The organism is Variovorax sp. GW821-FHT09D05 (assembly GCF_059416325.1).
Window position 1 is genome coordinate 98,905 of record NZ_JBWKOZ010000001.1, and the last position, 13,010, is coordinate 111,914.

General features: G+C 68.8%; 8 protein-coding genes. 1 reads left to right on the forward strand and 7 read right to left on the reverse strand.

Translation table 11 applies throughout. The annotated features are described in order from the left end of the window. Positions 1 to 13 precede the first annotated feature (13 nt). The 6 genes from AC07O3_RS00450 to AC07O3_RS00475 form a co-directional block, all read right to left on the reverse strand. Complete coding sequence (locus AC07O3_RS00450) at positions 14 to 946, reverse strand: ABC transporter substrate-binding protein (RefSeq protein ID WP_495338301.1); 933 nt, start codon at positions 944 to 946, stop codon at positions 14 to 16. Between the two features lie 21 nt (positions 947 to 967). Then, the gene (locus AC07O3_RS00455; RefSeq protein WP_495338302.1) at positions 968 to 1,819 is read right to left on the reverse strand and encodes a PA4780 family RIO1-like protein kinase; all 852 of its coding nucleotides are present in this window, start codon (positions 1,817 to 1,819) and stop codon (positions 968 to 970) included. Next, the gene (locus AC07O3_RS00460; RefSeq protein ID WP_495338303.1) at positions 1,816 to 2,892 is read right to left on the reverse strand and encodes a GNAT family N-acetyltransferase; all 1,077 of its coding nucleotides are present in this window, start codon (positions 2,890 to 2,892) and stop codon (positions 1,816 to 1,818) included. Before AC07O3_RS00460 ends, AC07O3_RS00455 begins: the two co-directional genes overlap by 4 nt. A 310-nt stretch (positions 2,893 to 3,202) precedes the next feature. Next, a complete protein-coding gene (locus tag AC07O3_RS00465) occupies positions 3,203 to 5,137 on the reverse strand; it encodes a reverse transcriptase family protein (protein WP_495338304.1) in 1,935 nt (644 codons plus the stop codon). Between the two features lie 285 nt (positions 5,138 to 5,422). Then, positions 5,423 to 7,108: a hypothetical protein gene (locus AC07O3_RS00470; RefSeq protein WP_093176531.1), complete on the reverse strand. Its 1,686-nt coding sequence runs from the start codon at positions 7,106 to 7,108 to the stop codon at positions 5,423 to 5,425. Continuing rightward, the gene (locus tag AC07O3_RS00475) at positions 7,105 to 10,287 is read right to left on the reverse strand and encodes a hypothetical protein (RefSeq protein WP_495338305.1); all 3,183 of its coding nucleotides are present in this window, start codon (positions 10,285 to 10,287) and stop codon (positions 7,105 to 7,107) included. Before AC07O3_RS00475 ends, AC07O3_RS00470 begins: the two co-directional genes overlap by 4 nt. A 128-nt stretch (positions 10,288 to 10,415) precedes the next feature. Between AC07O3_RS00475 and AC07O3_RS00480 the strand changes: the two genes are divergently transcribed. Beyond that, positions 10,416 to 11,507: a hypothetical protein gene (locus AC07O3_RS00480; RefSeq protein WP_495338306.1), complete on the forward strand. Its 1,092-nt coding sequence runs from the start codon at positions 10,416 to 10,418 to the stop codon at positions 11,505 to 11,507. Between the two features lie 7 nt (positions 11,508 to 11,514). Here AC07O3_RS00480 and pdxR read toward each other — a convergent pair whose 3' ends face one another. Further along, on the reverse strand, positions 11,515 to 12,933 hold the full coding sequence (gene pdxR, locus AC07O3_RS00485; protein ID WP_495338307.1) for a MocR-like pyridoxine biosynthesis transcription factor PdxR: 1,419 nt from the start codon (positions 12,931 to 12,933) through the stop codon (positions 11,515 to 11,517). Positions 12,934 to 13,010: the final 77 nt, after the last annotated feature.

Genomic DNA, 13,010 nt, shown 5'->3' on the forward strand with positions numbered 1-13,010 from the left:
AGGGCCCGCGAAGTCAAGGCCTGGGCTCGCCCAGCGAGGCCAGGCAGCCAACGATCGCATCGGCCGCCTCGTCCAGCCGCGGGCCGGGGCGCATCATCAGGTCGAAGCGGGCCGAGGCAAAGCTGCACACGCGCCCGCGCTGGATGGCCGACATGGCCGACCAGCCGGGCCGCGAAGCCATGGCCGAGATTTCGCCGAGGGCCGAGACCATCAGCACGTCGGGGTTGGCGCGCACGACGAATTCGGGGCTCATCTTCGGGAAGGGGCCGAGCGTGCCCGGTACCGCATTGCCGAGCCCCAGGCGGGCCAGCGTCTCGCCGATGAAGGAGCTTTCGCTGGCCGCGGCCATGCCGCCGTGCACTTCGAAGTACACGCGCCGGCCCTGCCAGCCGGCGGGCACGCGCGCCTTGGCTGCGTCCAAGCCCGCGTCGAGCTTGCGCCAGAAGGCTTCACCCGCCCCGGGACGGCCGGTGGCGCGGGCCACGGTTTCCATCACGCGGCGCATGTCGGCATGGGTCTTGGCGTCCAGCGCAAGCACCTTGATGCCCAGGCGCTCCAGCGGCTCAGCGGCGCGGCTGCGCGGGCGCAGCAGCACCAGGTCGGGCTTGAGCGCGACGATGCGCTCGATGTTCGCGTCATCGATGCCGCCCACCTGCGGCAGCCCTTTGACCGACGCCGGCCAGTTGGCGTGGCGGTCGATGCCCACCAGCCGGTCGCAGGCCTCGAGTGCGCAGACGGTTTCGGTCAGCGAGGGCATCAGCGACACGATGCGTTTGGCCGGCGCCTGCAGTTCGAGCGTGGTGCCGCGATCGTCCTCGAGGCGGATGCCGGCTGCGTGCGCGTGCATCGCCGCCGGGCCGAGGCCCAGGGCCACAAAGGCCGCGGCCTTGGCGATCTGTCGCGCGGTGGTGGTGGAAAGGGGCGGGCGCGGGGCGGAAGAGTTCATCGGGCGGGCATCGTGAGCCCGCTATTGTCGCGGCGTCTGCATGCGCAGGCGCCGCGCCGCTTCTTCCTCGCGTGCGTCGTCCACCTCGCGCAGCACGTTGCGCAGGTCGACCGGGCCGGTCTCGTGCACGAACGCGCCCGTCAGCTCCGTCTCGGGGCGCAGCAGGCCGCGTTCGTAGAGGTGCCAGATCTCGTCGCCGTAGTGCGTACGCAGCAGCGCGGGCGCGAACTGGCCGAAGAAGTCGCGCAGGTTCCCGACGTCGCGCAGCAGCATGCGCCGCGCGTGGTTGTTGCCCGCGGCGTCCACCGCCTGCGGCAGGTCGATGATCACGGGGCCGTCTTCGGCCAGCAGCACGTTGAACTCCGAGAGGTCGCCGTGCACGATGCCGGCGCACAGCATGCGCATCACTTCCTTCAGCAGGCTGGCGTGGTGGCGTATCGCGTCTTCGGGCGAGAAGGCCACGTCGTTCAGGCGCGGGGCGGCATCGCCGTTGGCGTCGGTCACCAGGTCCATCAGCAGAACGCCTTCGAGGAAGTTGTGCGGCGTGGGCACGCGTACGCCCGCGGCGGCCAGGCGGTAGAGCGCATCGACCTCGGCGCTCTGCCAGATGGCCTCGGTCACCTGTCGGCCGAAGCGCGTGCCCTTGGCCATGGCGCGCGCCTCGCGGGTGTTCTTGACGCGGCGGTTCTCGGTGTAATCGACGGCCTGACGGAAGCTGCGCTTGTTGGCCTCCTTGTAGACCTTGGCGCAGCGCGTCTCGTCGCCGCAGCGCACGACGTAGACCATGGCTTCCTTGCCGCTCATGAGCTGGCGCACCACGGTGTCGATCAGGCCTTCGTCGATCAGTGCCTGCAGTCGCTGGGGTGCTTTCATGAACGTGTCTCCTGGAGGAAGGTTCTCAGGCTTTCCGTGCCGATCTGGTAGAGCCCATCATGCCTGTGCGCGGCATAGCCGAGCCGATGGTTGATGGAGAGCATGGGCTCGTTGACCTCGGCGTTGTGGGTAAAGGCCATCGCGACCTCGGGATGGTGCTCGCGCACGAGCTGCAGCATGGCGGCCTTCACGCCCTTGGCCAGGCCCTTGCCACGCCAGCGCCGCGCCACGGCTGTGAGCCGCTGGTGCATGCGGTCGGGGAAGCGCTGGTTCCAGGCGGCGTCGCACACCGCGACCACTTCGTCGCCGTCGAGCAGCAGCACGAGAAAGTGATCGCCGCCTCGGCGGTCCATGTCGGCGTACCAGGGAGGGAAGTCTTCCAGGTCGTAGCGCATCGGCGGCCGTTCGAGGTTGGTAGTGGGCGCGTCGTTCAGCAGCACGGACAGCGGCGCCATCAGCGTCGCGAGCCGTTCGAAGGGCACGCGGCCGGCGTGCACCTCGGCGCGCAGACCGTGGGCGGGTGCGAAGCCTTCGGCACGCCAGCGCGCGAGCGCCTGCCAGTCGAGGCCGGCGAAGGCCATGCGATTCTCGACGATGCGGTGCTTCTCGACAGCGCCGATGGCCTGCAGGAAGGCGTGGCCTTCGGGCAGGTGCGCCTTGATCGTCGCAACGGACTTGCCGTGCGCCTCCATCAGCGCCAGCAATGTGCGAAGCAGTGCGCTTGCCACGCCGCGGCGCCGGTGCGGACGCAGCACGCCGCCCCAGGCTTCGAGGAACGGCACGAACGCCTCGTACTCCGGCGTGCCTTCGCGGCGAAAACTCGCGCTCAGGCTGCCGATGAATTCGCCGTGCTCGCCGACGGCCAGCACGCGATGAAAGACATACAGCGGGTTGGGCTGCTGCACGTTGTACCGGGTGTCGGCATCGGGAGCGATGGGGTCGCCGGGAAAGTCTTCTTCGGCGCGCAGGCGCCAGTACGCGAGGAAGTTGCCCCAGTCGGCTTCGCTCGCGCACTGGGGATCGAAAACAGTGGTCACGGTATGCCGCGCGGATGCGGCACGGGTTTCGAGCATGGTCGTTGGCCTTGATTCGACAAATGAACGGGGCGCCGCCGGCACATGCGTGCCGGTGGCGGCGTTTGAATCGGGGCGGCTTGGGGGCGTCGCGACGGCTGGGAGGCCGCGCGGGGCAGACTGGCTACGCGATAGACGCGTGAACGATCAGCTGTTCAGATGAGGCCCGACAAACCGCACGTGCATGGGGGCATGAATTACAGCGTCTTCCATCGCGCACCTCCGCTTTCTGTGTGGTTGTCGAAGGAGCGAATGTAGCGGGCTTGCCGCGTGCTGTGAAGTGGCGTGTGGTTTTGGCGCATGCAACGCGTCAGTTCTTCATGCCGTGCACGATCGACGCCAGCAACGAAGACACGAAGACGGCCGCGATGAAGCGCAGCCAGCCGGGCTTGCGCTGCACGAAGTTGCTGATCGCCACGCCGCCCGTCAGCAGCCAGATCAGCGGGCTGGTGCCCGCGAGGAAGACGCTGACAACGTAGAGAGCCTGCAGCATCACGCTGAAGATCCAGCCGAGTTGGGAGGCGAGGCTTGGCACCTGCGCGGCGGCTTGCCCGGGCGGCGGTGCCGCGGTGGTCGTGCGGGCCGTTGCAGGTGTTGCGGGCTTGGCTGGCTGGGGCCGTGCCGCTTCGCGCTGTGCTTTTTTCTCTTCCGCCAGTTGCTCGGCGGTTTTTTCCAGCACCGGTGCGGGCGCCTCTGTCGGCTGCCACCATGCGGGCCAGGGCGCCTTGCCTACGGCGGATTGCTTGCGGAACTCACCTGCAGGGAGCTTGCGTTGAGAGGCCTGCGGGACTGCAGGTGTCGCTGTACCGCTTCGTTGGTGCTTGGCAGCCAGCGCACGCACGCGCTGCAGGTACGGCTCGCCACGCGCCGGGTCGGTCATCGCGATGAAGTTCGCGTAGCCGCGCAGCGCGCCGATCACGTCGCTGTTGCCGTTCCATTGCAGGCCCTGCGGTCCGTGCCGCTCCGCCTGGTGCAGCACGGCGCGAAAACGCCGCAGGGTGTCGCGGTCGATCGAGAGCTTGTCGTTCACCACGATGCCCGTCACATGCTGCTGCTGGTGCTTGCGCATGACCTGCTGCTTGTCCGGGTGCACCGTGAGGCCTTCGCTGGCCACGATCTGCTTCACGCGCCACAGCAGCTTGCCGGTGTCGCGGCTGTGCTCGGGGTCGGCCGAGAAGCTCAGGTCATCCGCATAGCGTGTGTAGCGAAAGCCCAGTTTGGCGGCACTCGCGGCCAACCGCGCGTCGAGGCGGCGGCACAGCAGGTTGGTCAGCATCGGGCTGGTGGGTGCGCCCTGCGGTAGCACGCGTTCGCCGCGCGCGACGAAGTAGCGCCGGCCGTCGAGCTGCACTTCGTCGGTCGGCGCCTCGGTGCACACCAGCGCCAGCAGGCTCGCCACCTGCGACGAATAGCCGAGCTGGCGGAACACGCCGCGCACGCGGCGCATGCCGATGGAGGGAAAAAAGTCCTTCAGATCGAGATTGATCACCACATCCTGGCCCACGTGCGGCGCGGCATTGGTGAGGATCGAGCGACCCGGCAGAAAGCCGTGCACGGCCTCGTGAACCGGCATCTTCGCGAGGATGTTGTCGAGCACCCAGTACTGCGCACGCTTCATGCGCGGCATGGGCGCGGAGATGTGGCGCTCGCCGCCGCTCTTCTTGGCGATGGTGAAGCGCTGGTAGTGGCTCACGCTCGCCACGTCGCGGTGCCAGGCGAGAAAACGCAGCTCGCCGAGGCCGATGCCCATCGCCTGCGCCAGGTCGCCTGCGTGGTCCAGCGCGGGCAGGGCGTTGCGGGCCAGTGCCTGGCTGTCGCTGTGCGCTTCGTTGAGGCCGCCCGAAACGCCGTCGCCCACGTAGAGCAGCTCGCGCTGACGCCGCTCATGCCACGCCACGGCTCGCGCATGGCGGCCTTGTGCGAGGCGCTGGCGGGTTTCCTCGCGGCGTTCGCGGGCCTTGGCCATGCGTTCTTGGCGCATCGTCTTCAGGGCCCTGTCACGGTCCTCGATGCCGCGCAGTTCGTCGCCGAGCTTGGAGAGCGCCGTCTGCAGTTCGCTTTCGCGGCGGATCAACTGGGCTTCGACCGTCGGCTGCGCCGCGTCCTGCGGCCAGAAGCCGAGGCGCTGCATTTCCTCGAGGACGACTTCCTGCTTGGAGCCTTTGCGGATGCGCTCGTACAGCTCCTCGCGCGTGAGTGCCGAGTCGGGAATGGAAGAAGAGGAGGCGGGAGACTGCATGGTCATGGCGCTGCGCCACTGGCCGATGCACTGCTGATGATGAATCAGAAAAATTGCGAACGAAGCGGGAATCTCGTCGAAGAGCCTCGGGACTGGAGGGCTCCACTCGACGCCGTATGGCCATGGTGACGCCGATGAGCTTCGAGGAAGCCGCACTGTTATCGCGTCACCATGGCCATACGGCACAGTGAAGAGACGTCCAGTGACGCTTGGGAAGTGCTGTGTACGAGGACGGCGATACGCCGTCCGGATTGCAAGAGCCTTCCCGCTCCGTTCGCAAAAAACAGTGTATCAGCCGATGTGTGCGGTGGTCCTTTCCTGATCGGTCGATGTTGCTGCCGGATTGGCCGACAGTCGCAGCGCGAGCATGTGCTCGCACGGGCCCTTGGTCATGCGGTGGCGGATGAAGTGGGAGCACTGGCAGTCGCCCGAGGCCACGCGCTGGTCGGCGTCGAGCTGCAGGCTCATGAGGTATTCGCGCTGCCCCGAAGCGCCCTTGCACTTGCCGCTCAGCGTGAGGCCGCCGTCGGGGCGAGCCAGCGTCTTCACGTTGGCGATGCGGCGCGCCTGCACCAGTTCGGCCGCTGCCTCTTCCTCGGGGCTGGCGTAGCGCAGCTTGTCCATGGGCAGCGGCTCGCGGCTCAGCTCGCGCAGCCGCCACACGCCGTGCGCAAGGTCGTACACCACGCGTCCGGCCTGCACATAGCCGCCGAGGGCTGCATCGACCGTGAGGGTCGACAGGCCGGTGGCCGCTGCCAGCTCGGCCGTAGTGGCGCGCCAGCGTTCGCCCAGCGCCGCGAACACGCGCAGTTGGCTGTCTTGGTCGACCGTGTGGCGCGGCTGCAGCAGCTCGAAGTGGCCGTTGCGCGACCAGTCGTTGGCGGTCCAGCCCGAGAGGCCGAGCGTGAATTCCATATCGGGCAGTTGCGCTACCCAGAAGCTCGGCATGCCCGTGCCCAGCAGGTGCACCGTGAAGCCCTGCGCCACCGGCACGAGGCGTTCGAGCTGCAGCAGGCGGCGCCGGCCCCACACGCGGATGTCGATGTCGGAGGTGGCACTGTGCGTGGAGCGCGGGCACACCAGCTCGTGGCCCCAGGGCTCGAACAGGATGCGCACCGGCTGCCCCGGCCGCAGGATGAAGCGCAAGGAGCGCGGGCCCACGCGCTCCTTGCGCCGGCGCAGCACGAGGCAGATGTTGTGCACGTCCATCGGGTGCAGCTGCAGCCGCTGCGCGGGCAGCAGCATCGCGCTGCTCACCTGCAGGAAGCCGCGCACCCAGCTGTCGGGCACGTCGATCTTCGGCTCGTGGAAGGCCGGGTCGTTGTCGCTCTGCACCTGGAAGCCGCCGGGGTCGATGGCCAGGCGGGTGGTCTTGTAGTCGCGGATCTTCTGGAACTCGTCGTACAGCGATTCGGAGTAGTCGACGTTGGTGGTGCCGAAGGCATGGTCGCTCACGCGGTCGAAGATGTCGTGGCTGCACGAGAACATGCCGTAGCTCGACTCGTCCTGGCTGAAGCACTCGAAGAACACGCGGTCGGGGTGCACCGTGATCACCGGGTCGAGCACGAACCAGGCTTCGCGGTTGACCTTGTAGATGTGGTCGAAGTAGCGCTGCTGCGCGTTCATGAAGGGCTGCAGCACGGCCCGCTTGCTCTTGCGCAGCTCGGCCAGCTCGTTGCTGATGGGCGCCATCTGCGCCTTGAGCTGGTCGCTGCGCGCCATGAACTGCGCGAGCAATTCGTTCTCTTGCCCGGCCAGCCATTCGAGGTACGCGCTCTTGTCGCGCGGCTTGAATCGCAGGTCGCCCACCACCACGTCGTGCAGCGCCGACATACCTTCGCGAAACGGCAGGTGCCGGTTGATGTCGGCGACGAAGTGAACCGGCGCGCGCAGCGTGTCGGGCGCGAACTGCAGCGCCGTGCTGTTCGCGGTGTGCTGTGCGCCCGAGTGGCCGAAGTAGCGGTACTGGAATCTCATGCGGCGGGCCCTCCGGTGGGGGCTGCAGGCGGTGCACGGCGCGGCGCAACGCTGCGCACCGGAGCGGTCTGCAATGGGTTGTCCAGCCCGGGGAAGGCGGCCTGGATGCTGCGCAGGCCGGCCACGTACTGGGCGCGCTCGGTGATGGCGCCAGTGACAGCCTGCCGTGCGAACACGCGCGCGACGATGCGTGCGATGTCTTCCGAATGCATCGCCTGCGCGGCCAGGAACTGCATGACTCGTGCCTTGGCCAACCGGCCCCGGTTGGCCTGCGACAGCACGCTCAGAAAGTAGGGCTCCAGTCGCGCGAGCACGTCGGGCTTCTGGCTCGCGGCCGAGGCCAGCCAGTTGGTGACGAACAACTGCATGCCGGGCGAGGGATGCTGGCTCAGCTGCAGCATGTAGGTGGTGACGTCGGTCACGTCGAAATGCGTGGTGAGCAGTTCGCGGCCCAGGCGCTGGGCGCCTGCGTCCTTGTGGTCGCACAGGCGCACCAGCAGTGCCGGCGTCCACTGGCTCGCGCCGCTTTGCGCGCCGAACCATTGGCGGGCCCAGTCGCGCGCGTCGTCCCAGCGGCTGTCGAACATGCGCAGGGCATCGCCTAGCTGCGCCAGCGTGCGTTCAGGGTTCGCGGCCAGCTGGTCCATGGCCCAGCGGCGTGCGGCGGCGGTGTCGACGAGGCCGAGGCTGGCGGTCTGCAGTACGTCGAAGCCTTGTGGGTCTTGCTGGGGAAGCAGCCATGCGCCGAGGCGCTGTGCGCCCTTGCTGCGCGCTTCGAGCAGGCGCAGCGTGACGGCGGGCTCGCCGCGGCGCGTGTGCTCGGCCAGCGGGCCGCACAGCCATTGCAGCAGCGCATCGAACACGCCCTCGGCGGCTTCGGCGCGGAACAGTTCGTCGCGCAGCAACGGCATCAGCGCGGCACCGAAGTCCGGGTGCGTGGGCAGCAACTGCGCGAGCCGGGGCGCGACAGCTGCGCGCACGGCCGGCATCGGGCTGCTGCAGAAGGCGGCGAACAGCTCGGGCTGGGTAACCAGCGTGGCGTCGGGCAGGGCCGTGAACAGCCGCACGCCGGCACCGCGCAAACGCTCGTCGTCGGACTGCAGCAGGCGCGTGAGCACGCCCACCGGCAGGCCCTGAACCGACGCCGGGTGCAGCAGCAGCCATTCGGCGGCGGTGCGCACCACGTCAGGGCTTGCATGATCGAAGAGCGCGAGCAGTTCGGGCAGCGGCGCCTTGGCGGCCGGGTTGCGCAGCAGGCCTTGCAAGGCCCACTGCAGGTTCTCGCAGATGGCGTCGAGCTCGGGTTGCCCGGCATCGCAGGCCGAAAGCCATGCGAGCAGGCTGCCGCACAGGGCATCGAGCGTCGACGGGTTCGGGGCGGCGGCCTGCAGAAGCAGGCGCGACGCGCGGCGCACTTCGGCATCGGCCGAGGTCAGCAGCATCAGCAGAAGGTCGACCTGCTGGCTGTAGAGGCCCGGGTCCTGCGTGATGCATTCGAGCGCAAGGGCGCGGGCCTCGGCCAGCGGCGAGCTCAGTAGGGCTGGTAGCCAGGGCAGGGCCGGCGCACCCGTCGCGATGCGCTGGCGCGCGATGGCGAGGGCGAAGCGCGCGGTGTCGTCCCAGGTACTGCCCAGCAGGCGCCAGACGGCGGGCGCCTCGAGCGCCTCGCAGAAGGGCTTGTTGTCCTGCAGCGCGCGCGCCGCAAAGGCATGCACTGCGCCGCAGCGGCCTTGCTGCATCAATTGCAGCAGGGCCCGTGGATGGCGGTCCCAGCGCGCGGGCCAGGCTTCGGTGCGGTTCAGGCGCTGCGCGGGCAGCGGTGTGTTGCGGCGCCAGCGCAGGCCGCCGCGCTGGGCTTCCCATTCGGCGTCATGGCGGTGCAGCAGCTGCATCAGCACCAGCCAGCGGCTGTAGGGGCCGGTGTGCCAGCTGCGGGGCTCGGGTGTCCAGCGGGTTTCGCGCTGCTGGCCGGCGGTGCCGGCTTCGGCATCGTCGGCCGCGAGCAGCACGCCCATGGCCAGCTGCAGCCAGCTTGCCTCGTCGGCCGTGCCGGCCAGAGCCAGCCGGCGCAGGCTGCGCCAGGTGCGGCGGCGCAGGTAGTCGCGTGTGCGCTGGCTGTAGGCGAGGCGGCTGTCGGGCCGCACGATTTCCTTCGCTATCTCGACATAGCGGCCATTGACCTGCGCCCAGCGGCCACCCGTGCGGAAGGCCGCGCGCTGCGTTTCGAGGCGCTGGTGCAGCACGCCGAGCAGGGCGTAGTCGCCCGCGAACTCCGCGCCCTTGTACAGCCGGCGCCATGCGCGGAAGCTGCCGGCTGCGAGTTGCAGCGTCGGTGCGATTTCCATCAGGGCCGTGCGCGCGAGTCCATCGGTTGCCGGGCCTTCGAGCAGCGCGAGATCGAACAGCTGCTCGACCCAGGCCGCGTACTTCAGACCATTCCAGAGCGCGGGGTCGGCCAGGTGCTGCCGAAGCAGCGGCATGGCTTGTTCAACGGGCAGCTCGCTCATGGTGGCCCAGGCGCGGCGCAGCGGCGCGGGCCAGTCGTCCACGATGCGCGCCGTTTCGGCCGCGCGTTGTTCGGCAGGCCAAAGGTTCAGCGCGGCCCAGCGCGCAGCGCGGGCGACTACGGGCGTGCGGCCGCGCCGGGAGAGTTCGCGCATCGCCTCGAACGCACCGCCGTCGCCGCAGCGGCCGATGGCCCAGGCGATGCAGTAGTCGAGCAGCGGCTCGCCGGTTTCGATGTGGTCGATAAGTTGCGGCACGGCTGCAGCCAGCCGGCGCTCGCCGATGCGCCACACCACGCGGCTTCTGCGCACAGGGGCCAGCAGGCGCCATGCATCGGGGCGGATGCTGGCCAGCAGCACGGCGTCGCCGGGGTGTGCGAGCACGGCGGTTGCAGTGGTGGTGATGACGGCCTTGGCGACCGCCCCTTCGATCGCATAGCCCTGCGCGATCTGCGCTGCCACGGCGCGTTCGAAGGCGGCGTTGGCGGCCTCCAGCGGCAGCGGCGACGGCGTGTAGACCGTCTCCTTCCACTGCAGCCCGTCGCGGCTGGTGCTCACATGCACCACGTGGCCCGGCGCTTCCGGCAGGGCGAACAGTTCCACGGTGCTGAAGCCTGCGGCGCCTGTCGTGCCCGGCTTCGTGCGGATCAATTTCTCGGAGCGAATGCGCTTCACGCGGAGGCCTCCCTGCCTTCGGTTGGGTGCTTGTGCTTTTTGTTTCGCTGCGCATCTTAGCGGCCATGCGTGCCAATTTGCGCGTGTGTAGCATCGCGGCCTGAGATTCACCCCCGCACATCTTTCTCATGCCGAATGCAGAACAGACCCCTCAGTCGAGCTTTCTCTACTTCACGGGCCAGGGCTCGGACAAGGTCTACCAGGTGCACCTGCGCCCCAAGGACGATGGCTGGGTGGTCGACTACGGCAACGGCCGGCGCGGCGGCACGCTCTCCACTGGCACCAAGACCAGCAGCCCGGTCGCCTACGAGGCGGCGCTGAAGATCTACGACAAGGTCGTGAGGGAAAAGACGTCGAAAGGCTACACGCCCGACCAGTCCGGCGCGCTCTACACCTCGACCGACCTAGCCGGCCGCATGAGCGGCGAGCTGCCGCAATTGCCCACGCTGATCCTCGAAGAGCAGGCCGCGCGCTACTTCGACGACCCGGGCTGGGGCCTGCAGGAAAAGGCCGATGGCGAGAACCGCATCCTGCTGATCGAGGGCGAGGCGGTGCGCGGCACCAACCGGCGCGGACTGTTCGTCGACATTCCGCAGGCCTGGATCGGCGTTGCAGATGCGCCCGCGGGGCGCACCGTGGTTGCCGGCGAGCACGTGGGCGATGCCTTCATGGCTTTCGACCTGCTGGAACTTGGTGGGCAAGACCTGCGCGCCGCGCCGTTCATCGAGCGCTTCGGACATCTACGCAAGATCGCTGAGCTTGTTTCGTGGATGACCGTGCTCGAACTCGAACTTACCGCCGAGGGCAAGCGCCGCCGCGCCGCCGAGTTGCTGGCCGCGCATGGCGAAGGCTACGTGCTCAAGGCGCTCGACGCGCCGTTCTCCGCGGGCCGCAGCACCACCAGCCTGAAGTTCAAGTTCAACCAGAGCGCGACCTGTGAGGTGATCCGCGTCAACGCCCAGCGCTCGGTGGCCGTGGGGCTGCGCGACGAGGCGGGCGTGATGATCGACCTGGGCAACGTGACCGTGCCGCCCAACGAGGCGCTGCCGGCCGTGGGCATGCTGGTCGAGGTGCGCTATCTCTACCGCTATGCGGGCGGCAAGTTCGAGCAGCCCGTCTACAAGGGCCAGCGGCCGGACATGACGCCTGCAGACGCAGTGCTGTCGCAGGTCACGCGCATCAAGGATCGAAGCGCGGTCCTCGACGACGAAACGGCCTGAGCGCCAGTCAACCCGAAGAACCGAAAGCCGCGCGCAGCTTCGCCGCGAGCCGGTTCGCTTCAGCGGCGGTGGCGATGTTGGTGAAGCCCATCAGCAGGCCCTGGTCGGCAGGCCCCGCAACGCCGCGTGCCGACAGCGGCTGGCAGTTCAGCCCCGCCTGCTGTGCGCGGCGGGCCAGCGCCACATCGCCTTCACGGCGCCCGTCGAATCGCGCGATCAGGTGCATGCCGCCACTGCGCAGGTCCACGCGCACCGTGTCGCCGAAGGCCTTCAGCAAGCCGGCCACGAGCATTGCGCGCCGCCGTGCATAGAGCAGGCGCATCTTCTTCAGGTGGCGCGAGAAGTGCCCCTCGCGCATGAAATCCGCCGCCACGGCTTGCGTGATCTGCGGACTGCCGTTCGACCATGTGCGCGCGGCTTCCTCGAAGCGCGCGCGCAGCGATTCGGGAACGACCAGGTAGCCCAGCGCCAGCCCGGGGTAGAGCACCTTCGAGAAGCTGCCCGCGTACAGCACGCGGTCGTGGCCGTCGAGGCTCTTGAGCGCCGGCAGCGGCGCTCCGGCATAGCGGTACTCGCCGTCGTAATCGTCCTCGACGATCCATGCGTTCGCCTGCGAGGCCCATTCGAGCAGCTGCAGCCGGCGCGCGAGCGTCATCGACACGCCCAGCGGCGCCTGGTGCGAGGGCGTGACGACGGCCATGCGTGCCTTCGGTGCCTTGCGCAGGCCGCGCGCGACGACGAGGCCGTCTTCGTCCACCGGCACGGGCACCGTGCGCTGGCTGGCGGCGCGTAGCACTTCCTGCGTCGGCGGAAAGCCCGGGTCTTCGATCCACACGCGGTCGTCTTTCTTCAGCAGCGTGCGCGCGACGAGCGCGAGCGATGCGCGGTAGCCGCCCGTCACCAGCACCTGAGAGGCGTGGCACGACACGCCGCGCGACACCAGCAGATAGGCCGCGATGGCTTCGCGCAGCGGCGGGTAGCCGCAAGGGTCACCGTAGAACATGTCGGCCGCGTTCGTGGCCCGCGCACGGCGGGCCGTGAGGCGCGACCACAGCTTGCGCGGGAACGCGTCGAGCGCCGGAATGCCCAACTGCATGGGTGGCGGCTCGCCCGGCTGTTTGAGAGCATCGCCGGACGCCCGTGCATCCGTGCGCCGGGGCTCCCGCCGTGCTGCCCGATGCAGCGGCAGCGACGGCGAGACCACGGTGCCCGCCTGCCCGCGCGAAGAAAAATAGCCTTCGCCCATCAGCTGGTTGTAGGCCGTCTCGACGGTGCCGCGCGCCACGCCGAGCTCACCGGCCAGGCTGCGCGCCGATGCCACGCGGTCGCCGGGGCGCAGCGCGCCTTGTTCGATGGCGCTTCGGTAGCGCTCGTAGATCTGGCGGAACAGTGGCGTTTCTTTCGCGCGGTCGAGCTTTGGCGTCATGGCCTGGTCATTTTCAAGATTCTTGGCTCTTTTCGATGGGGCATCGTAAATCCATGATCGACCTTCCAAACAGCCTG